This window comes from Micromonospora sp. NPDC023644, from assembly GCF_040640115.1.
Lineage (GTDB): Bacteria > Actinomycetota > Actinomycetes > Mycobacteriales > Micromonosporaceae > Micromonospora.
Genome location: NZ_JBFABA010000001.1, coordinates 22,653 through 43,708 on the forward strand (window position 1 = coordinate 22,653; position 21,056 = coordinate 43,708).

At 72.1% G+C, this 21,056-nt stretch carries 16 protein-coding genes and 1 pseudogene; 11 read left to right on the forward strand and 6 right to left on the reverse strand.

Annotated elements, in window-relative coordinates:
* The first annotated feature begins 169 nt into the window (after positions 1–169).
* The gene (locus AB0G08_RS00105; RefSeq protein ID WP_358080877.1) at positions 170–1,087 is read left to right on the forward strand and encodes a CDP-alcohol phosphatidyltransferase family protein; all 918 of its coding nucleotides are present in this window, start codon (positions 170–172) and stop codon (positions 1,085–1,087) included.
* Positions 1,088–1,144: 57 nt separating this feature from the next.
* Here AB0G08_RS00105 and AB0G08_RS00110 read toward each other — a convergent pair whose 3' ends face one another.
* From AB0G08_RS00110 to AB0G08_RS00120, 3 genes and pseudogenes are all read right to left on the reverse strand, one after another.
* Positions 1,145–2,398, reverse strand: coding sequence for a phosphatidylserine decarboxylase (locus AB0G08_RS00110; RefSeq protein ID WP_358080880.1), 1,254 nt, complete (start codon positions 2,396–2,398; stop codon positions 1,145–1,147).
* A gap of 723 nt (positions 2,399–3,121) precedes the next feature.
* Positions 3,122–3,307, reverse strand: a pseudogene (locus tag AB0G08_RS00115) (hypothetical protein); the annotation flags it as partial.
* Positions 3,304–4,977 carry a PspC domain-containing protein gene (locus tag AB0G08_RS00120; RefSeq protein WP_358080883.1) on the reverse strand — a complete coding sequence of 558 codons (1,674 nt, stop codon included), beginning with the start codon at positions 4,975–4,977 and terminating at the stop codon, positions 3,304–3,306. The pseudogene AB0G08_RS00115 and the gene AB0G08_RS00120, both read right to left, overlap by 4 nt.
* A gap of 171 nt (positions 4,978–5,148) precedes the next feature.
* Between AB0G08_RS00120 and AB0G08_RS00125 the strand changes: the two genes are divergently transcribed.
* From AB0G08_RS00125 to AB0G08_RS00160, 8 genes are all read left to right on the forward strand, one after another.
* Complete coding sequence (locus AB0G08_RS00125; protein WP_357876084.1) at positions 5,149–6,414, forward strand: PspC domain-containing protein; 1,266 nt, start codon at positions 5,149–5,151, stop codon at positions 6,412–6,414.
* Positions 6,414–7,100, forward strand: coding sequence for a response regulator transcription factor (locus AB0G08_RS00130; RefSeq protein WP_357876082.1), 687 nt, complete (start codon positions 6,414–6,416; stop codon positions 7,098–7,100). The genes AB0G08_RS00125 and AB0G08_RS00130 overlap by 1 nt, the downstream gene beginning before the upstream one ends.
* A gap of 190 nt (positions 7,101–7,290) precedes the next feature.
* Positions 7,291–8,472 (forward strand): Cys-Gln thioester bond-forming surface protein, encoded by a 1,182-nt coding sequence (locus AB0G08_RS00135; RefSeq protein WP_358080886.1) that lies wholly within the window; start codon positions 7,291–7,293, stop codon positions 8,470–8,472.
* A gap of 654 nt (positions 8,473–9,126) precedes the next feature.
* Positions 9,127–10,770 (forward strand): ABC transporter substrate-binding protein, encoded by a 1,644-nt coding sequence (locus AB0G08_RS00140; RefSeq protein WP_358080889.1) that lies wholly within the window; start codon positions 9,127–9,129, stop codon positions 10,768–10,770.
* Positions 10,771–10,918: 148 nt separating this feature from the next.
* Positions 10,919–11,845 (forward strand): ABC transporter permease, encoded by a 927-nt coding sequence (locus AB0G08_RS00145; protein ID WP_358080892.1) that lies wholly within the window; start codon positions 10,919–10,921, stop codon positions 11,843–11,845.
* Positions 11,838–12,815 carry an ABC transporter permease gene (locus AB0G08_RS00150; RefSeq protein ID WP_358080895.1) on the forward strand — a complete coding sequence of 326 codons (978 nt, stop codon included), beginning with the start codon at positions 11,838–11,840 and terminating at the stop codon, positions 12,813–12,815. Before AB0G08_RS00145 ends, AB0G08_RS00150 begins: the two co-directional genes overlap by 8 nt.
* A gap of 26 nt (positions 12,816–12,841) precedes the next feature.
* Entirely contained in the window at positions 12,842–13,864 is a 1,023-nt protein-coding gene (locus AB0G08_RS00155; RefSeq protein ID WP_358081554.1) for an ABC transporter ATP-binding protein, read from the forward strand.
* A complete protein-coding gene (locus AB0G08_RS00160) occupies positions 13,857–14,870 on the forward strand; it encodes a dipeptide ABC transporter ATP-binding protein (RefSeq protein WP_358080898.1) in 1,014 nt (337 codons plus the stop codon). The genes AB0G08_RS00155 and AB0G08_RS00160 overlap by 8 nt, the downstream gene beginning before the upstream one ends.
* A 152-nt stretch (positions 14,871–15,022) precedes the next feature.
* Here the strand turns inward: AB0G08_RS00160 and AB0G08_RS00165 are convergent, their stop codons facing one another.
* On the reverse strand, positions 15,023–15,415 hold the full coding sequence (locus tag AB0G08_RS00165; RefSeq protein ID WP_358080901.1) for a chorismate mutase: 393 nt from the start codon (positions 15,413–15,415) through the stop codon (positions 15,023–15,025).
* Between the two features lie 397 nt (positions 15,416–15,812).
* Between AB0G08_RS00165 and pcrA the strand changes: the two genes are divergently transcribed.
* Positions 15,813–18,218 carry a DNA helicase PcrA gene (pcrA, locus tag AB0G08_RS00170; protein ID WP_358080904.1) on the forward strand — a complete coding sequence of 802 codons (2,406 nt, stop codon included), beginning with the start codon at positions 15,813–15,815 and terminating at the stop codon, positions 18,216–18,218.
* 58 nt (positions 18,219–18,276) lie between these two features.
* Here pcrA and AB0G08_RS00175 read toward each other — a convergent pair whose 3' ends face one another.
* Complete coding sequence (locus AB0G08_RS00175) at positions 18,277–19,038, reverse strand: M23 family metallopeptidase (protein ID WP_358080907.1); 762 nt, start codon at positions 19,036–19,038, stop codon at positions 18,277–18,279.
* 273 nt (positions 19,039–19,311) lie between these two features.
* Positions 19,312–20,031 carry a M23 family metallopeptidase gene (locus tag AB0G08_RS00180; RefSeq protein ID WP_358080910.1) on the reverse strand — a complete coding sequence of 240 codons (720 nt, stop codon included), beginning with the start codon at positions 20,029–20,031 and terminating at the stop codon, positions 19,312–19,314.
* 430 nt (positions 20,032–20,461) lie between these two features.
* Between AB0G08_RS00180 and AB0G08_RS00185 the strand changes: the two genes are divergently transcribed.
* The gene (locus tag AB0G08_RS00185; RefSeq protein WP_101412721.1) at positions 20,462–20,866 is read left to right on the forward strand and encodes a cobalamin B12-binding domain-containing protein; all 405 of its coding nucleotides are present in this window, start codon (positions 20,462–20,464) and stop codon (positions 20,864–20,866) included.
* Positions 20,867–21,056 lie beyond the last annotated feature (190 nt).

A 21,056-nucleotide genomic window follows, 5' to 3' on the forward strand; every position in this document is an offset into this window, starting at 1 on the left:
CTCCGCAAAACGGCTGCCGGGCCAGAAAGGTCCGGCACGAGACAGCCGGACACCCGCCCTCGCGGCGGTCAGCCGATCCGGTGATGGAGGAAACGTGCCGAGAGCCCCATGGCGCCGGCGTCGTACCACTGACAGTCCGCGTCCCGCAGGGCGTCGCTGGGCGGGCCCGTTGCGCCGCAGCAGTTCGCTCGCCCGGCAGGTGCTGCTGGTTCGAGTGGGGCGCCGCGACGGTGACCTGCACGGAGGCAGCGACCTCTCGATGCCCGAGCCCCGCTACGCCGACCGGCCGCGCCGCCGCTACGGGCTGCCCCGGGTCGAGCGCGCCGAGGTCGCCTCGATCGTCCCGGTCAGCCCCGCCCTCGGCCCCACGACACCGGTCGACGAGCCGGCGATGTCGATCCCGCTGCTTCCCGGCGAGCGCACCCTCGCCCGCCGGATGAAGTTCGCGGTGGTCAACGCCTGCACGCTCAGCAGCCTGATGCTCGGCATGCTGGCCATCTTCCTGGCCATGCAGGGCGAGGTGCGCGTCGCCGCGCTCTGCCTGATCGCCTGCGTCGTCTTCGACGGCCTCGACGGCGCGCTCGCCCGCAAGTTCGGCGTGGCCAGCCCGTTCGGCGCGCAGATGGACTCGCTGGCCGACATGTGCTCGTTCGGCCTCGCCGCCCCGGTGGTGGTCTACGCCTCGCTGGCCGGCTCGGTCTCCACACCGGCCGCCGCGGTGGCCTGCGCCCTCGTGGCGGCGTGCGCGGCGATCCGGCTCGCCCGGTTCAACGTCTCGCCGAAGGACGGCAGGTTCTTCTGCGGCGTGCCCACCACCATGGCGGCCGCCGTGCTCGCCCTGACCGTCGCCATCGGGCTGCCCGTGCCGGGCATCGTCCTGGTCGCCGGCGTGGCACTGCTCGCCTTCGCCATGGTCTCCAGCTTCCCCTACGCGAAGCTCGCGCGGCTGGTGAAGCTTCCGCCGTGGCTGTGGCTGGCCCCGGTGATCGGCGCGCTGATCGACATCCGGCTCACCTTCGCCCTGATCGTGGTCGGTTACCTGGTCAGCGGCCCGGTGCTCTGGCTGCGTCAGCGCCGCACCGCCTGAGCCACGTACGCGAGAAGGGGCGCCGCGATCCGCGGCGCCCCTTCTGCGTGTCGTCCCTCAGCGCCAGCGGGCGATGACGGTCGCGCCCCCGACCACCTTGTCCCCGGGGCCGACCAACGGCTCCGCCGCGTCGGCCGGCAGGTAGACGTCGGTGCGCGAGCCGAACCGGATCAGGCCGAAGCGCTCACCCCGGGCCAGCAGCGCGCCGATCGGCGCCCGCTGCACGATCCGCCGGGCGATCAGGCCGGTGCGCTGCGCCACGACCACCGTGCCGTGCGCGGTGTCCAGCACCGTGTACGCCGCCACGTTGTGCTCCGCCGCCGGCTTCATCGCGTTGGCGAAGCCACCGTCGGCGACGAAGTAGTCGACCACCTTGCCGGCCACCGGAGCACGGTTGACGTGCACGTCCAGCACCGACAGGAAGACCGCGATCCGCAGCCACTCGCCCTCGCCGAAGCGCTCGTCGTGCAGCCGCTGCACGGAGAGCACCCGGCCGTCGGCCGAGGCGACCACCGCCGACGGGTCCTCCGGCACGTCGCGGTTTGGGTCCCGGAAGAAGGCGGCCACCGGCGCGGCGGCCAGGGCCGGGAGCAGCCAGAGCTTCGACTTCGGCCGGGTCGCCCGGGCCACCGCGGCCAGGCCCAGCGCGATGCCGGCGGCGGCCACCCCGTTGGAGTCGATGTGCATGCCGCGGGTCAGCGGGACGCTGGACGGGCGGTGCGCCGGGGCCAGCCGGGCCGCCGACGCGGCGTCGGCCGGGGTGAAGCGGAGCCGGTACACCCGCAGCGGCGGCGTGTTGCGCAGCACCAGGTCGACGCCGACGCCGTACAGCGCGCCCTGCCGGTCCAGCTCGGTGGCCGCGCCCGCGGTACGCCCCGGCGTGGCGGTCGTGGCCACGCTCAGCACCGCGCCGTCGGCGAGGTACTTCGTCAGGCCCTCGACGGCGGCGCGGGTCTCGTCGGCCGTGCCGGTGAGCGGCTCCCCGGCGACGACGACCGCGGCGGGCTCGGCCTCGGCCAGGGTGTCGACGACGCGGACCCGGTCGGCCACCCAACGGCCCTGGGCGGTGACGTGCTGCCGGAGGGCCGCCGAGGAGGTCGACCCGGCGGGCACCAGGGTGAGGGTGTCGCCGGGCAGCAGCGCGTCGATCGCCGCGGCCAGCACCGCGGACTCCGGCGTCGCGCCGACCAGCAGCGCGGCCTTCGGGTCGTTGATCCGGGCCAGCTCGGAGACGAGGGTACGGGCGGCTCGCTCGCCGATGCGGACCGGACCGGAGCGGCCGGAGGTGCGCACGGCGGGGGACTGCGTCATGTCGGACGGACTCCTGACGGGGTAGAGACGGGAATCGCGGCGGGACCGCCACGGCGGCGCGGTCCGGCCGGCGCGGCGGCCAGGTCGGCGCGGGCCGGCCGGCGGAGGCGAGTTCTCCACGGCCAGCATAGGCCGCCGCCGACGCCGGCCGCACCGCTGTGGTCAGCCGCGCGGGCGCTCCTCGTCGGCCAACGGCCCGTCGGTCCGCCGGGGCAGGGCGTCCTCGTCGGCGGCGCGGTCCTCGACCGCCTCGGGCCGGACGTCGGTGACGGCCTCCGTCGGCCACTCGTCTGCCTCGCCCCCGGCCCGCAGGCCGGCCGTGGACCCGTCCGGCGTGAACCCGTCCGGCGTCGGTCCGCCTGACGTCGGTCCGCCTGACGTCGGTCCGCCTGACGTCGGTCCGCCCGGCGTGGGCCCGCCCAGGGTCGGCGCGTCGGTCGTCGGTCCGCCCGGCGTCGGTCCGCCGGTCGTCGGCGCGGACACGTCCCACTCGGAGCGCCCGCCCCAGTCGGAGCGTTCGCCCCAGTCGGACCGCCGGCCGCCCCACGCCGCCGGCTCGTCGACCGGCGCGGGCCGGTCGAGGTCCCAACGGGTCGGGTCGACCTCGGTGGCCGGTCGGTCCGTCGCCCGGTCCGCCGGTTCCGCAGCCGGCGGGGTGGAGACCGGCTCGTCCCGGTCGGGGGTGGCGTCGGCGGTGTCGGCGGCGGGCTTGGCCGCGCCGGCGGACCGTCCGGAGCGGAGCGCGCCCAGCAGGCCCAGCAGGCCGATCAGGATCAGCGCGCCGGCCAAAAACCAGCCGACCGGCGGGAGGGCGAGCCCGAGCAGCTGGGCGAGCAGCCACCAGGCGGCGAGGCCGAGGAAGATCAGCCCGAAGGCGAAGGACACGATGTCGGTGCGGTGGGCCTTCACCGGGTCACCTCCAGGTTGCCGGCGTTGACGTGGATGTAGAGGCGCAGGGTGCCGCCGCCGGGGCCGTCCGGACCCAGGTCGGCCGCCTCCCGCAGCTCGCCGGCTAGCCCGCCGGAGCGCTTGCCGAAGACGACCGCGTCGCCGGCGTTGACGTCGGCCACCGTGGTGACGTCGACGTTCGGCGGCACCACCACCGTGCAATCGCCGAAGTTGACGGAGACGGTGATCTCGGTGTTCTTCTTGTCGAAGTCGACCGCGCGCAGGTCCAGGACCGTGTCGCCGAAGCTGTTCTCGTACCGCAGGGCGAGGTCGCGGTGGTTGGTGGGCGCCCAGGTGACGTTGCCGTCGACGCCCCGGATCCGGTCGTAGGACTCGGCCACGGTGGCCACCCCGAGCGCGGCGGCGGCCACCACGCCGAGCGCGATCAGCCACCGGGCCCGCCCGAACCAGGTGCCGACCAGCAGGCCGAGCCCGATGGTGGCCAGCGTGGCCGCGAAGTACGCCGACGCCCCCACGTCGAAGACGTCCAGCAGGTCGACGACGGCCACCACGCCCAGGGCGAGGAAGATCAGCGAGAACGTCACCGGGCCGAGCGGGGAGCGCTCGCGCGGTCGCTTCGGCGGCTTCGGCGGCTTCACCGGCGGCTTCGGCGGCGCGGCGGTCTGTGCGGCGTACGGGCCGTGCGGGGCGAACGGGGGCCGGTAGCCCGGGGGCAGGGGCGGGGACGGCGGGTGACCCGGTCCCGGTGCGCCCGAGGTCGCGGCGGGCCAGCCCGAGGTGGGCGGGGCCGGCGGCCAGCCGACGGTCGGCGTACCCGTCGAGGGGCGGGCGGGCGGCACCGGGGCGGCGGGCGGCCAGGCGGGCAGTTCGGCGGTCGGTCCGGCCGGCCGGCCGGGCACCGGGGCACCCCAGGCGACCGGGGCGCCGGTCGCCGGCGGGGTCGGGACCGGGCCCGCCGCGGGAGGCACGGCCACGGTCGGCGGGGCCGCGTACGCGACCGGGGCCGGATGGCCGACCGGGGGCACCGGCCCGGGCGGGGCGGTGGGCGGTACGGGGCCGACCGGCGCGCCCTGGGCGCCCCTGTGGTCGCGGTTCAGCAGCAGCGCGCCGCCGATCAGGATCGTGGCGCCGAGCAGTACCGCCCGGAACGCGTCCGTGACGATGTAGCCGAAACTGATCGCGACCAGGATGCTCAGCACGATCACGGTGACCGGGGACATGCTGGACCGGCCCCGGCCCAGCATGGACTCGACGGGGGAGGCGCTGTCCCCCTCGCCGGGGATGATCAGCCAGGCGGTGACGTAGACCAGGATGCCGATGCCGCCGAAGAAGCCGAGCACCGCCAGCAGCACCCGCCAGAGGACCGGGTCGGTGTTGGTGGCCCGGCCGATCGCCGCGCAGACGCCGGCCAGGTAGCGACCGTCGCGGGGGCGCACCAGCCCGTACCGCGAGGTGAAGCCGGCGCCGCCGAACGACGGCTGCGGTCCGGGGCCCGGTCCGGGGCCGGGCGGTGGCGTCCGACCCGCGTCTGTGGCGGTCGGGGCGGCCACCGGCGGCGGCGGCGTTGCGGAGCCGGTGGGCGCGGGCCCGCCCGGCGGTGTCGCGGTGGGGGGTGCTCCACCCGGCTGTGCCGCCCCGGGGGCGGCGGACTGGGCAGCTTCCTCGGTCATGTCTCGATCCTGCTGCCCGGACCCGCCGGACGGCCTCAGGACCCGACCCTGACCCCACCCTGAGATCCCGACGGCCCGAATGTCGGGGGCGTCCCCGTGGTCGGGCGGTGGCGCGCCGTGTGACGATCGATCCGACGCCGGCAACGGGCCGTCGCCCGTTTCGTGCCCGCCGTGACCAGGGAGTCTCCGATCAGCGCCGTGACACAGCCACCCCGCCTCTACCGCGCCCCCGAGCACCGGATGGCCGCGGGGGTGGCCGCCGGCATCGCCGACCACCTCGGCATCTCGGTGCTGCGGGTACGGGTCGCCTTCATGGTGCTGCTCGGGCTGAGCGGGCTCGGCCTGCTGCTCTACGCGGCCTTCTGGGCGGTCGTGCCGCTGCGTCCGGGCGACACCGCCGTGCCGGCCCGCAGGGACGTCGCCCAGCTGCTGCCGTTCGTCGCGATCGGCCTCGGCGTGCTGCTGGTGCAGGTGATGGTCTTCGACTCGGTCGGCGCGGCGGGCACCGCCGGCTGGCTGGTCGCGATCATCGCCGTCGGCGCCGGGGTGATCTGGCACCAGTCGGCCCCGGAGCGGCGGCGGCAGTGGGGCGACACCATGCCGGTGCCCTGGCTGGGCGCGGTGGTGGAGGAGAGCGACCGGCGGGCCTTCGTGCTCCGGTTCATCGGCGGCGGGGTGCTGGTCGCGGTCGGCATCATCGGCGTCGCCGCGGTCTACTCCCCGGCGCAGAACTTCGACGCCGTGCTCAACGGCGTGATCTTCGCCCTGGTCGGGCTCGCCGGGGTCGGCGTGGTGGCCGCGCCGGTGCTGTGGCGGACGTACAACCAGCTCCGCTCGGAGCGCGAGGGGCGCATCCGGGAACAGGAACGGGCCGAGCTCGCCGCCATGGTGCACGACCAGGTGCTGCACACCCTGGCCCTGATCCAGCGCAACGCGAGCGACGTGAAGACCGTCCAGCGGCTCGCCCGGGGGCAGGAACGATCCCTGCGCAACTGGCTCTACAAGCCCACCAGCTCGCCCACCGAGCGGTTCGCCGCCGCCCTGGAGCAGGCCGCCGCCGAGGTCGAGGACACGTTCGCGATCACGGTGGAGGCGGTGGTGGTCGGCGACCGGGAGACCGACGAGCGGGTCGGCGCGCTGGTGGCGGCCACGCGCGAGGCGCTGGTGAACGCCGCCCGGCACGCCGGGGTGCAGACGGTCTCGCTCTACGCCGAGGTCGAGCCCGATCAGGTCAGCGCCTTCGTCCGGGACCGGGGCAAGGGCTTCGACCCGGATACGGTGGAGGATCACCGGCACGGGGTCCGGGGTTCGATCATCGGGCGGATGAAGCGGCACGGCGGCCGGGCGGAGATCCGCTCCGGGCCGGGGGAAGGGACCGAGGTCCGGTTGATCCTGCCGATCACCCGGGACCCGGCAACGGCGGAAAGGGACAAGTGATGACCGAGCAGTCGATGGAACCGGTCGAGGGGGCGGCGGCCCGCACCGAGCGGCTGCGGGTCTTCCTCGTCGACGACCACGCCATGTTCCGCGCGGGGGTCCGCGCCGAGCTGGGCGCGCACGTCGAGGTGGTGGGCGAGGCGAGCACCGTCGGCGAGGCGGTCACCCGGATCGCCGCCACGCTGCCCGACGTGGTGCTGCTCGACGTGCACATGCCCGACGGCGGCGGCCGGGCGGTGCTGGAGGCGATGCGGCGTACCCACCCGCAGGTGAAGTTCCTGGCGCTGAGCGTCTCGGACGCGGCGGAGGACGTGATCGGGCTGATCCGGGCGGGTGCGCGGGGCTACGTCACGAAGACGATCTCCCCGGAGGAGCTGGCCGCCGCGGTCCGCCGGGTGGCCGACGGCGACGCCGTGTTCAGCCCCCGGTTGGCGGGGTTCGTGCTGGACGCGTTCGCCGCCCGTCCCGACGCCCCGGTGGCGGACCCCGAGCTGGACCAGCTCACCAACCGCGAGCGCGAGGTCCTGCGGCTGCTGGCCCGGGGGTACGCCTACAAGGAGATCGCCAAGGAGCTCTACATCTCCATCAAGACGGTGGAGACGCACGTGTCGAACGTGCTTCGCAAGCTCCAGATGTCCAACAGGTACGAGTTGTCCCGCTGGGCGGCCGACCGCCGGCTCGTGTGATCCATTTCCTTTCCCCGTCATTTCGGACGGAAGCGACGATTGCCGCCCACAGGGGCTGACAAACGATCAACTCCCGTCACATAATGCCCCGTCGCGTTCTCGCGTGCGGGTGGTGCGCATCCCGCGGGAACGGCGGCTTCACGCAACCCGCCGTGCGCGGGTCACCCCTGGGGAGAGGTGCACGAAACTGATGTTCGGACAACGAGGACGGCGCTGGGCGCGGATCGCCCTGGCGACCGTCGCCGGTGGCGCGCTGGCACTCGGCGCGGTGGCGCCGGCCGCCGCCGCCGACAAGACCGGCGTGGCCAAGTCGGTCAAGGGCACGAGCGTCACCCTGAAGCTCAACGGTAAGACGAAGACCGTGTCGCAGCTCCAGTTGGAGATCGATGGCAAGCCGGTGACGGCATTCTGCATCGATTACCGCACCAACGTCGAGATCGACGGCACGTACGCGGAGGACACCTGGACCGAGTCCCGGGTGCCGAACCTAGGCAAGGTGCAGTGGGTGCTGACCCACGGCTACCCGAACGCGGACTCGGCGAAGCTACTCGCGGCCGCCGGCGCCACCCTGCCGCAGGGCGTGACCAGTGCCGCAGCCGACAACCTGCTCTACTTCGGCACCCAGACCGCGATCTGGTACTTCAGCGACCAGGTCACGCTGGACGGCTGGGAGTCGGGGCTGCTCCCGCAGGCTGGCGCGAACGCCGAGCAGTCGTACGCGGTCATCAAGAAGGTCCACGACTACCTGGTCGCCAACGCCACCGACCAGCCCGAGCCGAAGGCCGAGCTGAGCGTCGACCCGGCGAGCGCCAAGGCCACCGTCGGCGAGAAGGCCGGCCCCTTCACCGTCAAGGGCCCGGCGGGCGAGATCACCGTCGCGGTCGACGGCGGCTCGGCGGTCGACGCCGAGGGCAAGCCGGTCACCACGACCACCAACGGCGGGCAGTTCTGGCTCGCCGCGGACGGCGCCGGCAAGGTGAAGGTGACCGTTTCCGCCCAGGACTCGGTCTCCTTCGGCCGGGTCTTCCTCTTCACCGGCAAGCACGCCGCGCAGAAGCTGATCCTCGGTGGCAGCACCGGCGCGACCGTGACCGCCAAGGCCGAGGCCGCGTTCGCCGCCGCCCCGACCGAGTCCCCGTCGCCGAGCGCTCCGGCGGAGTCGCCGTCGCCCAGCGTTCCGGCGGAGTCGCCGTCGCCGACCGCCCCGGTCGACAGCCCGGCCCCGTCGACGTCGCCCGCGAGCAGCGGCGGCGACCTGCCGCTGACCGGCTCCCCGATCGCCGCCTCCATCGCCGCCGGCGTGGCGCTGCTGGCCGCCGGCGCGGTCGCCGTGCTGCTGTTCCGCCGTCGCAAGCTGCGCTTCACGGCCTGATCGACGCCGCCTGACGGCTCGGCCCCGGCCCCGGTACCGCCCCGCGCGGTGCCGGGGCCGGGGCCGTTCGCGGCTCCGTCGACCGGGTGCGGCGACGTCGACCCTCGTACCCTCAGGTGCCGATAGTGCCCGCACAGCCGACGCCGACATCGTCCGGATGGGCAAAAACGGCCAACGCCCGGATGACGTACGGAAGCGCCGGGGCGGAGGCGGGGAAGCTCACAGCCGGCGGGACCACGCCGGGGCTGGAACCTCCGCCGAACCGTGTCTTTCCTGCTCAGAGCGGTACGACCGGCGTACATCATGATCTTTTTTCGGGTATCGGCAACGTGGCGACCAACTAACGGCTTGATAACGGCACCTTCACGGAACGGGCCGGTGGGTGTCACAGTGGCAGCACCTCACCCCTCATGTGAGGCACTCCGTACGGCCTGACGACCATGGGCCCCGCCTGTTGACGGCGCTCCGTGGTGGTCTCGTGTGCGCGGTGTCGAGCGCGGAGGGCGAGGTGGCCCGGCGGATCGGTACATCGTTCTTGTCCCGAATTCACTGCGGTGAAACCGGCTCCCCCACTGCGGGGCGCCGGACGTGTCACCCCCATACGTGCGTGAAACCCACGACGGATCCAGGTTCAGAAAGAGGAGGCCCCTCGGAATGAGAGTCTCGAAGCGGGCAGGCAGCGCGGTCGCGCTGGGCGCGGCATTCGCGCTCGTCGCGTCCGGTTGCTCGAGCAGTGACAGCGACGGCGGGGACGCCGGCGCGAGCGCCGACGGCGCGATCACCATCGACGGCACTCAGCCGGAGGTCGGCCTGGTCCCGTCGAACACCACCGAGACCGGTGGTGGGGCGATCATCGACTGGATCTGGACCGGTCTGGTCGAGTACCCGAACGACGGCAGCGCCCCGCGCAACGCGGTGGCCGAGTCGATCGAGACGACCGACTCCAAGGTCTACACGATCAAGATCAAGAAGGACACGAAGTTCCACGACGGCACCGTCGTCAAGGCCAAGAACTTCGTGGACGCCTGGAACTGGGGCGCCTACTCGCCGAACGGCGCGCAGAACGGCAGCTTCTTCGCGGACATCCAGGGCTTCGACCAGGTCCACACCGAGGACCCGGACGGCGCCGAGGGCCCGAAGAAGGCCCCCGAGCCCGCCGCCAAGGAGATGTCCGGCCTGAAGGTCGTCGACGACTGGACCTTCGAGGTCACCCTGGCCGCGCCGACCGCGGTGTTCCCGACCAAGCTCGGCTACAGCACCTTCATGCCGCTGCCGGACGCGTTCTTCACCCAGGGCGCCGAGGCGTTCGGCAAGAAGCCGATCGGCAACGGCCCGATCAAGTTCGTGTCGTGGGAAGACGACGTCCAGATCAAGCTGACGCGCTTCGATGACTACTCCTTGAACGACAAGATGAAGATCAAGGACGTAAACATCAAGCTCTACCAGGACGACACGGCGGCGTACAACGACCTGCTCGCCGGCAACCTGGACTTCCAGCAGCAGGTTCCGGTCTCCGCCATCGCGGGCGACAAGTGGAAGAACGACCTGGGCGAGCGGGCCATCTCCTCCACCACCCCGTCGACCGGCATCATCGCCTTCCCGATCTACGACAAGCGCTTCCAGAACCCGAAGCTGCGTCGCGCGATCTCGATGTCGATCAACCGCCAGGAGATCAGCGACAAGATCTTCTTCGGTTCGCGCAAGCCGGCCGACAGCTGGGCCAACCCGCTGACCCCGGGCGCCAAGGCCGGTAACTGCACCGCCTGCCAGTTCAACGTCGACGAGGCCAAGAAGCTCCTCGCCGAGGCCGGCGGCTTCAACGGCGAGCTGGTCATGTACTACAACGCCGACGCCAGCCACAAGGAGTGGATGGAGGCCGTCGCGCAGCAGGTCAAGACGAACCTCGGCATCAACGCCCGCGCCGAGGGCGTGCCGACCTTCGCGGTGTTCCGCCAGAACATCAACGCCGGCAAGATGACCGGCATGTACCGCGCCGGCTGGCAGCAGGACTACCCGGACGTGGAGAACTGGGTCGGCCCGCTCTACGTGACCGGCGGTTCCTCGAACGACGGCAAGTACAGCAACCCGCAGGTCGACGCGCTGGCCAAGGAAGCCGCCTCCGCGCCGAGCCTGGAGGCGTCGCACGCCAAGTACGCCGAGGCGGTCGCCCTCATCGACCAGGACGTCCCCTCGATCCCGGTCTACTTCGGTGGTCAGCAGTCCGGCCACTCGGAGAAGATCAAGAAGATCGAGCTGTCCAACGTCGGCGAACTCGACCTCACCTCGGTCGAGCTCTGATCCGAACGGTCTGACCCCGGGTCGGGCTCACCTACCGGTGGGCCCGACCCGGGCCGTTCCGTGAGGTGGTGTCACCACACCGCCTTGCCACGTCTGTCATCCCCGTGTCGGCCGTCCGACGCGCGCCCCCTGTCTGGAGGACCACCCCATGGGCCGTTATCTGTTGAGACGGCTGCTCCAACTCATCCCGGTCTTCATCGGGACGACGTTTTTGATCTACTGGCTCGTGTGGTCGGTGCCCGGTGACCCGTTCGCGGGCAAGTGTGGCGAGCGTCCCTGCCCCGACAGCTTCCGCAACATGATGACCGAGAAGTTCAAGCTCGACGAGCCGCTGGTCGTGCAGTACGGCAACTACATGAAGAACCTCTTCCAGGGTGACTTCGGGCAGACGTTCGGCGGCCGGGAGATCGGTGACATCATCGCCACGGCGTACCCGAACACCCTGAAGCTGGCCCTGGTGGCGCTGGCCATCGAGGCGGTCATCGGACTCACCGCGGGCGTGCTGACCGGCCTGCGCCGCAACGGCTTCCTGGACAACCTGGTCCTGGTCTCCAGCCTCTTCCTGATCGCGCTGCCGATCTTCGTCATCGGCTTCGTGGCCCAGTGGCTGCTCGGCGTGCAGTGGGGCATCGTCAAGCCGACGGTCTCCAGCGAGATGCGGCTCACCGAGCTGATCGTGCCGGGCTTCGTCCTGGGCAGCGCCTCGATGGCGTACATCGCCCGGTTGGCCCGCACGAGCATCGCGGAGAACCGGCGGGCCGACTACGTGCGTACCGCGATCGCCAAGGGTCTGCCGATGCGCCGGGTGGTCGGGATCCACCTGCTGCGCAACTCGCTCATCCCGGTGGTGACGCTGCTCGGGACCGACCTCGGCGCCCTGATGGGCGGCGCGATCGTCACCGAGGGCATCTTCCAGGTCAACGGAATCGGCCGACAGGTCTACCGCGCGATCATCACCAAGGAGAGCGCTACCGTTGTCTCCATCGTGGTGGTCCTGGTGCTCGTCTACCTGCTGATGAACCTGCTGGTCGACCTGCTCTACGCCGCCCTGGACCCGAGGATCCGCTATGAGTGACCCGAGTGCCGCCTCGATCGTCAGCACGCCGCCCGCGCAGGCCCCCGACGAGATCGGCGCGCCGACCAACGCGGGCCTGCCGGAGAACGCCCGCAAGGAGAAGCCCCGCGGGCTGCTCGGCGACGCCTGGCGTGACCTGCGCCGCAAGCCGCTGTTCTGGATCTCCGCGGGGTTCATCGTCCTCTTCATGCTGATGACCGCGTTCCCCTCGCTGTTCACCTCCGGCGACCCGGAGAACGGCAACCTGCAGAACAGCCTCGTCGGCCCGTCGTCGGATGCCTGGTTCGGCTACGACTTCCAGGGCCGCGACGTCTTCGCCCGGGTGATCTACGGTGCCCGCGCGTCGATCGTGGTCTCCCTCCTCTCCGTGCTCGGCGTGCTGGTCTTCGGCGGCGCGATGGGGATCGTGGCGGGCTACCGGGGCGGCTGGGTGGACGCACTGCTCTCCCGCATCGCCGACGTCTTCTTCGGGCTGCCGTTCGTGCTGGGTGCCATCGTCATCCTGACGACCTTCAACGGGTCGGGCACGAGCAACAGCAAGGCCGAGATCATGGCCCTGGTGAGCATCTCGCTGATCGTGCTGGGCTGGCCGGTCGTGATGCGGCTGATGCGTTCCTCGGTGCTGGCCACCAAGGAGGCGGACTACATCGTCGCCGCCCGCGCGCTGGGCGCCGGCACCGGCCGGATCATCCTCAAGCACCTGCTGCCGAACTGCCTCGCGCCGCTGCTGGTCTACGGGACGATCCTGGTCGGCTCGTACATCGGCGCCGAGGCGACGCTGTCCTTCCTGGGCGTCGGCCTGAAGAGCCCGGTGGTCTCCTGGGGCATCATGATCAACGAGGCGCAGAACCTCCTCCGCGTCGCGCCCTACCTGCTCTTCTTCCCCGCCGCGTTCCTCGTCGCCGCCGTACTGAGCTTCGTGATGCTCGGTGAGGCGGTCCGCGAGGCCCTCGATCCGAAACTCCGCTAGGGGAGATTCAGTTGTCCGACATTCTGGTGTCCGAGCAGTCCGCGGCCGGCGCGTCCGGCCGCCCCTCGGGCAGGTTGCTCGAGGTGGACGACCTCCGGGTGGAGTTCCGTACCCGGGACGGCGTCGCCAAGGTCATCAACGGGGTCACGTACCACGTCGACGCGGGGGAGACCCTCGCCGTGCTCGGCGAGTCCGGCTCCGGTAAGAGCGTCACCGCGCAGACCGTCATGGGCATCCTCGACACGCCGCCCGGCTTCGTCACCGGCGGTCAGGTCCGCTTCCACGGCAAGGACATGCTCGGCATGTCCTTCGAGGAGCGGCGCCGCATCCGCGGCGAGGGCATCGCGATGATCTTCCAGGACGCGCTCTCGGCGCTGAACCCGGTCTTCACCGTCGGGTTCCAGATCGCCGAGCAGTTCCGGGTGCGGCGCGGCATGAGCCGTGCCGACGCGAAGAAGCGCGCGATCGAGATGCTCGACCAGGTCAAGATCCCGAATGCCAAGGGCCGGTTCAGCAGCTACCCGCACCAGTTCTCGGGCGGTATGCGGCAGCGCGCGATGATCGCGATGTCGCTCGCCCTGGACCCGGAGGTGCTGATCGCGGACGAGCCGACCACCGCGCTCGACGTGACGGTGCAGGCGCAGATCATGGACCTGCTCGCCGAGCTCCAGCGCGAGCGGCAGATGGGCATGATCCTGATCACCCACGACCTCGGCGTGGTCGCCGACGTCGCGGACCGGATCGCGGTCATGTACGCGGGCCGGATCGTCGAGGAAGCCAACGTCTACGACCTGTACGCCAAGCCGGCGCACCCGTACACGATCGGCCTGATCAACTCGATCCCGCGGCTCGACGAGAAGGGGCAGCAGCTCCGGACGATCAAGGGCCTCCCGCCGAACCTCATGAACATCCCGCCGGGCTGCCCGTTCAACCCGCGCTGCCCCATGGCGCAGCCGGTCTGCCGGGAGAAGGTCCCGCCGCTGCTGCAGGTCGGCGCCGGCCGGGCCAGCGCCTGCCACTTCGCCGAGGAGCTGGTGAACCGTGACTGAGAACATCCTCGAGGTCCGTGACCTGGTCAAGCACTATCCCGTGACCCGGGGTGTGGTGTTCAAGAAGACCATCGGTCACGTCCGGGCGGTCGACGGGGTCTCCTTCGAGCTCAAGGCCGGCGAGACCCTGGGTGTGGTCGGTGAGTCGGGCTGCGGCAAGTCGACGCTGGCCCGGGTGCTGATGAACCTGGAGAAGCCGACCGGCGGCAGCGTCCTCTACAAGGGCCAGGACATCTCCAAGCTCTCCGGCCCGGCGCTGCGTCGGCTGCGCCGGCAGATCCAGTTGGTGATGCAGGACCCGTACACCTCGCTGAACCCGCGGATGACGGTCGGCGACCTGATCGGCGAGCCGTTCGAGATCCACCCGGAGGTGGCGCCGAAGGCCAGCCGCCGGGACAAGGTCAAGGAGCTCCTCGACCTGGTGGGCCTGAACCCGGAGCACATCCACCGGTACCCGCACCAGTTCTCCGGCGGTCAGCGGCAGCGCATCGGCATCGCCCGCGCGCTCGCCCTGCGGCCCGAGATCATCGTCTGCGACGAGCCGGTCTCCGCCCTGGACGTGTCGATCCAGGCGCAGGTGATGAACCTGCTGGAGAAGCTCCAGAACGAGCTCGGCCTGTCGTACGTGTTCATCGCGCACGACCTGTCGGTGGTCCGGCACCTGTCGGACCGGGTCGCGGTCATGTACCTCGGCAAGATCGCGGAGATCGGCACCGAGGACGAGATCTACGAGCGGCCGACCCACCCGTACACCCAGGCCCTGCTCTCGGCCGTGCCGGTGCCGGACCCGACCGTGCGGGACAACAAGGCGATCATCCGCCTCACCGGCGACGTGCCGTCGCCGGTGAGCCCGCCGTCGGGCTGCCGGTTCCGGACCCGCTGCTGGAAGGCGCAGGACGTCTGCGCCGAGCAGGTCCCGCTGCTGGAGATCCGTAAGGGCTCGGACCACCCGAGCGCCTGCCACTTCGCGGAGAAGCGCGAGATCGTGCACACGCACGAGGCGTGACCCGCACGGAGCCGCCTGCCGACGTCATCGCGACGACGGCAGGCGGCTCCGTCGTCTCCGGGGCCGGGCGGCCCGCCCGACCCCGCAGGGAGCGCGGGCGGCCGCCCCCGGCGCCGGAGGAAGGGCACGGCGGGCCGTTGCCGGCGTACGCCTCACAGGGGGCCGCGGCCGGCGCGGAGCAGCAGCAGCGCGAGCTGCGTGCCGTCGGCGCCGAGGGCGGCCCGGAAGCGCTCCAGGATCTCCCGTTCCCGGGACAGCACCAGCCGGGTGCCGCCGGAGGCCATCCGGGTCACCCCGACCTCCTGGGAGAGCCGGGCCCGCTCCTGCCACAGCTCGATCAGCGCCCGGTCGATCTCGTCGATCCGCTCCCGGATCTCGACGATCCGGGCCGCCGCGGTCGGCTCCGGGGTGCCGGTGCGCGCCTCCGGCCTGGCGTCGTCGGCGCCTCCCGGCGCGTCGACCGGGGGCTCGGAGGCGCCGGGGCCGGGCCGGCCCTCCTCGGGTCGCGTCAGGCTGCCGTTGGACTCCACCACGTCTGTCATCATCGGGTACCCCTTGCCGTCAGGTGCCCGGTGCCCGGATCCCGGGACGGAGAAAGCCCCGGGCTCCAGGAGCCCGGGGCTTTCTCGTAGGTCTGGTTGATCAGGCGCGACCCACGGCTGCCGGACTCCCGGTGCCGTAGTAAAAGTAGAAGCGCTGACCGAACATGTCGTCGAGTATGCCGACCTCCGGCCGGCCCGCGCAAGGATTCGGCGCAACCCGTGCCGGCAGGGGCGGTCCCGGCGCCGTCGCGACGCCGGGACCGCCCTCGCCTCAGCCGAGGCGGGTGATGCGGTCGGCGGGTCCGGGGGCGACGCGGGGCCGGCCCGGACGACGGCCCGGGCGAGCCGGGGCGCGCGCGGCGGGGGAAGTGTCCGCCCGGCGGCATAGACTCGCCGTGCGATGCATCCTCTCTTCGACATCCCCGCGTCCCCGCCCGCGTCGGCGCCTGCCCCGACCTCGCCGCACCGGCCCAGGCCGGCGGCCGTCCACCTCGATCCCCAGGCCCTCGTCGAGGGCCTGAACGGGCCGCAGCGCGACGCCGTCACCCACGCCGGTTCGCCGCTGCTGATCGTGGCCGGCGCGGGCTCGGGCAAGACCCGCGTGCTCACCCACCGGATCGCCTACCTGCTGGCCGCCCGGGACGTGCACCCCGGCGAGATCATCGCGATCACCTTCACCAACAAGGCCGCCGGGGAGATGAAGGAACGGGTGGCCCACCTGGTGGGTCCCCGCGCCCGCCTGATGTGGGTGTCGACGTTCCACTCCGCGTGCGTGCGCATCCTGCGCGCCGAGCACGAGCACGCCGGGCTGAAGTCGACCTTCTCGATCTACGACGCGGACGACTCCCGCCGGCTGATGCAGATGGTCGCCAGGGAGCTGGACCTCGACCCGAAGCGCTACCCGGCGCGCGGGCTCGCCGCCCAGGTCTCCAACCTGAAGAACGAGCTGGTCGACCCGGAGGAGTTCGCGGGCCGCGCCAAGGGCCCCAACGAGCGGGCGCTGGCGGAGGCCTACACGCTCTACCAGCGGCGGCTGCGCGAGGCGCACGCGCTGGACTTCGACGACCTGATCATGACGACGGTGCACCTGCTCCAGTCCCACCCGCACGTCGCGGAGAGCTACCGCCGGCGGTTCCGGCACGTGCTGGTGGACGAATACCAGGACACCAACCACGCCCAGTACGTGCTGATCAAGGAGCTGGTCTCCGGCACGGAGGGGATCGAGCCGGCGGAGCTCTGCGTGGTCGGTGACGCCGACCAGTCGATCTACGCGTTCCGGGGCGCCACGATCCGCAACATCCTGGAGTTCGAGCGCGACTTCGGCGACGCCCGGACGATCCTGCTGGAGCAGAACTACCGCTCCACCCAGACCATCCTCAACGCGGCCAACGCGGTGATCGACCGGAACACCTCCCGCAAGCCGAAGCGGCTCTGGAGCGAGGCGGGCGCCGGCGAGCCGATCGTCGGCTACGTGGCCGACACGGAGCACGCCGAGGCCGACTGGGCGGCCCGCGAGATTGACCGGCTGGTCGACGCCGACGAGACCCGCCCCGGCGACGTGGCCGTCTTCTACCGCACCAACGCCCAGTCCCGGGTCTTCGAGGAGGTGTTCATCCGGGTCGGCCTGCCCTACAAGGTGGTCGGCGGGGTGCGCTTCTACGAGCGCAAGGAGGTCCGCGACGCGCTGGCCTACCTGCGCGCGGTGGTCAACGACGACGACACCGTCAGCCTGCGCCGGATCCTCAACACGCCGCGCCGGGGCATCGGCGACCGGGCCGAGGCGTGCGTGGAGGCGCTGTCCAGCCGGGACCGGATCTCCTTCGGGGCGGCGCTGCGGCGGGCCAAGGACGCCCCCGGCATCTCCACCCGGGCGGCCAACGGCATCGGCGACTTCGTCGCCCTGCTCGACGGCGCCCGCGAGCTGGCCGAGACGGGCAGCCCGGAGGAGGTGCTGGAGGCGCTGCTGACCCGCTCGGGCTACCTCACCGAGCTGGAGGAGAGCCTCGACCCGCAGGACGCGGGGCGGGTCGACAACCTCCAGGAACTGGTCAGTGTCGCCCGGGAGTACACCGAGCGGATCGAGGCGGTCGGCGAGGAGGGGGAGCGGGCGACCCTGGCCGGCTTCCTGGAGCAGGTCGCGCTGGTGGCCGACGCCGACCAGGTGCCGACGGACGACCCGGACCACCAGGGCGTGGTCACGCTGATGACGCTGCACACCGCGAAGGGCCTGGAGTTCCCGGTGGTCTTCCTGACCGGCCTGGAGGACGGCGTCTTCCCGCACCTGCGCTCGCTGGGCGACAGCCGGGAGCTGGAGGAGGAGCGCCGGCTGGCGTACGTGGGCATCACCCGGGCCCGCCAGCGCCTCTACCTCTCCCGGGCGGTCACCCGCTCGGCGTGGGGGCAGCCGGCCTACAACCCGCCGTCGCGGTTCCTGGAGGAGCTGCCGCCGGAGCTGATCCGCTGGGAGCGCACCGAGGGGTCGTACACCTCGTGGGCCGGCGGGGGCGGCGGCGTCGGTGGTCGCGCGGACCGCGTGCCCGGCGGGCGCGGGGCCTTCAACGGCGGCACCCCCAAGGCGGCGCAGCTGGCGAAGCGGCTGGGGGTCGACGCCAGCCGGCTGACCACGGCGAGCGAGCTGCCGCAGGGGCCGAAGGTGTCCGCCGGCGACCGGGTCAACCACCAGCGCTACGGCCTGGGCCGGGTGCTGGCCGTGGAGGGGCACGGCCCGGGCGCCCGGGCGCAGATCGACTTCGGCGACCAGACGATGTGGCTGGTGCTCCGGCACGCCCCGATCGACAAGCTCTGAGACCCGGTACGGCCCGGCCCGGCAGCACGCCGGGCCGGGCCGTTTCCGGTGGTACGGGTCAGCAGGCCACGTCGATGCCCCGGGCGCGCAGGAACGGCGCCGGGTCGATCTGGTTCCACATCTGGCCCTGGTGCACCTCGAAGTGCAGGTGCGGGCCGGTGGAGTCGCCGGTGGACCCCTCCAGGCCGATGGTCTGCCCGGCGCCGACCTTCTCGCCCACGCCCACCCTGGTGGTGCTCAGGTGGGCGTAGTGGGTCAGGTAGCCGTTGCCGTGGTCGACGAAGACGGAGATGCCGTACCCGTCGCCGACGTCGCCGGCCTTGGTGACGGTGCCGCCGAAGGCCGCGCGGACCGGGGTGCCGGCGGGCAGCGCGAAGTCGATGCCGGCGTGCTGGGTGCCCCAACGCGGGCCGTAGCAGGAGGTGATCGCCGCGCCCTTCATCGGGATGACCCAACTGGGCTTCGGCTTGCTGGTCTTCTTCGGCTTCGGCTTCGGCTTGGCGGTGGTCGCCTGCGGGCTGGGCTTCGCCGACGGGCGGGCCTTCGTCGGGCTGGGCGTCGGGCTCGCCGAGGGCGTGGCCGGGGCAGTCGTCTCACGCGCGGAGCGGTCGGCGCGGTCGGCGGCCTCCGCGCGAGCCTGCGGCTCCACGGCGGCGGCCGGGAGGGAGGGTTCGTCGTTCCCGGTGGCCGCGAAGGCCGCCCCACCGAGGCCGAGGCCGGCCAGGGCCGCCGCGGCGACGATCACGCGGGTGCGGCTGCCGAACCGCCGGCGCGGGGCGGAGGCGTCGGGGGTGTTCTCGTTCCGAATGTCTTCCTGCACGGCGGACCTTCACTGATCGAGGGGGCACTTGACCTCGAAATACTGGTGTCGCCACGCCGCGTGACGGGTACTGGGACGCAACCGCGCCGGGGCGGGGACGGCCATCGCCGTCCGTTATGAACCCGTCCGGGGTTTTCGCTCGCAAAAGTGATCATGCGATGCCGTGGTGCCGGTCACAATCGCGGATGTGAGCCGGCTTACTTTGGTCGGTGGCGGCGAACGAAAAACCGCCCGGATCGGCAGATCCGGGCGGTCAACGGGCGATGCACAGCGTCAGGGCGCGGCTACCTCGCTGTAGTGCGCTTCGACTTGTAGCTTGATGTCCACTCCGCGCTCCATGAGCCACGGCACCGGGTCGCGCGGCTCGCCCTTGACATGCACTTCCAGGTGCAGGTGGGAGCCGTAGGAGTGGCCGGTGTTGCCGACGAGGCCGAGCTGGTCGCCCGTCTTCACCTGCTGCCCCTCCTTCACGCTCAGCGCGGAGGAGTGGCCGTAGATCGCCTCGCTGCCGTCGGCGTGCTGGACGATCACGGTGTAGCCGTAGCCGCCGAACCAGCCGGCCTTGGTGACGGTGCCGCTGTGGATGGCGACGTAGGGCGTGCCCTCGGGGGCGACCAGGTCGACGCCGGTGTGCAGCTTGCCCCAGCGCATGCCGTAGGGCGATTTGAACTCGTAGTCCTGCTGCAGCGGGAGCAGCCAGACGTCGGACTCGGCGGACTCGTCCGCCCCGCCCCGGTTGCTGTCCCGGCTGGCGCGGTCGGCGGCGTCGACGCGGGCCGCGGCGTCCTGGTTGATGGTCGAGGCGGCCTTGAGCTCGTCGAGGACCGACGGGCTGACGCTCTTGGCGTCGGGCAGGGCGCCCGCGCCGATCGCGACGATGCCGGCGCCGACGAACGCCGTGGTGACGACGGCTGCGTAGCGGCTACGCGGGGGGGTGGGTACGCGGCGGCGGCCGCGATATCGATCGGGCTCAGACGACAGGCGCTGGCGCACGCACACCCTCCGTTGTCGGGGATCCGAAGCGGCTTCGTCGACGCCCGTGAAGCTCGGGTGAACGTCGGCTGACCGCGTCGTCACCCGTCCGTGGACCTGATGACAACCGTGGACACGTTAGCCAACCACCAGTCCCGTTACAAGCCGAAGCGCCGAATTGCCGCCGCGTTCTGTCCCTTTGCGTCCATTATTGTCAGGGCTCGTACCCCTCGAACGGTGCCCCCCTAACTGCCCGTTCGTCGCGCAGGGTGACCGAACGGCGGAGTCGTCCGGCTTGACGCCGAGGTTCGGCGGGCTCCGTCGTACCGGTGCGGCGGGGATCCGGCCGGGCCGCGCGCCCGCCGGCTTCGCCGCCCGGATTTCCCGGGCCGGGCCGGGCGGGTTACCGTTCGTTCAGTGAAGCCGCGGAGCCGGTGAAAGGGATGCGCTGATGAGCTCTCGTGTTCGGGTCGTCGTCGCCAAGCCGGGCCTGGACGGCCACGACCGTGGTGCAAAGGTCGTCGCGCGTGCCCTGCGGGACGCCGGCATGGAGGTCATCTACACGGGCCTGCACCAGACCCCGGAACAGATCGTGGAGACCGCGATCCAGGAGGACGCCGACGCGGTCGGCCTCTCCGTGCTGTCGGGGGCGCACATGACGCTGTTCCGGCGGGTGGTGGAGCTGCTCGGTGAGCGCGACGCCCGCGACATCGTCGTGTTCGGCGGCGGCATCATTCCCGACGCCGACATCCCGGAGTTGCAGCGGATCGGCGTCGCCAAGATCTTCACGCCGGGCGCGACCACCCAGTCGATCGTCGAATGGGTCCGGCAGAACGTCGCCCAGCCCGTCGCCTGACCGCGGTCGCAGATCCGGGCCGGTCGCCTGACGCGGCCGCGGAATCGGGGTCGGTGGCCGAATCCGGGCAGGGGGAGGGGCCGGACGCACCCCTCACACGTCCGGCCCCTCTATGCACGATGCCCCGCCGCCACCCCTCGACCGACAGGGCATCGGCCGCTCCCGTCGCCGCGCTGCGAGCAGCGCTCCG

Bases quoted from the DNA above. Each gene is read 5' to 3' on its own strand.
- AB0G08_RS00140 (WP_358080889.1), top strand. From the start codon at position 9,127: ATGAGAGTCTCGAAGCGGGCAGGCAGCGCGGTCGCGCTGGGCGCGGCA.
- pcrA (WP_358080904.1), top strand. From the start codon at position 15,813: ATGCATCCTCTCTTCGACATCCCCGCGTCCCCGCCCGCGTCGGCGCCT.
- AB0G08_RS00150 (WP_358080895.1), top strand. From the start codon at position 11,838: ATGAGTGACCCGAGTGCCGCCTCGATCGTCAGCACGCCGCCCGCGCAG.
- AB0G08_RS00165 (WP_358080901.1), bottom strand. From the start codon at position 15,415: ATGATGACAGACGTGGTGGAGTCCAACGGCAGCCTGACGCGACCCGAG.
- AB0G08_RS00145 (WP_358080892.1), top strand. From the start codon at position 10,919: ATGGGCCGTTATCTGTTGAGACGGCTGCTCCAACTCATCCCGGTCTTC.
- AB0G08_RS00110 (WP_358080880.1), bottom strand. From the start codon at position 2,398: ATGACGCAGTCCCCCGCCGTGCGCACCTCCGGCCGCTCCGGTCCGGTC.
- AB0G08_RS00120 (WP_358080883.1), bottom strand. From the start codon at position 4,977: ATGACCGAGGAAGCTGCCCAGTCCGCCGCCCCCGGGGCGGCACAGCCG.
- AB0G08_RS00185 (WP_101412721.1), top strand. From the start codon at position 20,462: ATGAGCTCTCGTGTTCGGGTCGTCGTCGCCAAGCCGGGCCTGGACGGC.
- AB0G08_RS00135 (WP_358080886.1), top strand. From the start codon at position 7,291: ATGTTCGGACAACGAGGACGGCGCTGGGCGCGGATCGCCCTGGCGACC.
- AB0G08_RS00130 (WP_357876082.1), top strand. From the start codon at position 6,414: ATGACCGAGCAGTCGATGGAACCGGTCGAGGGGGCGGCGGCCCGCACC.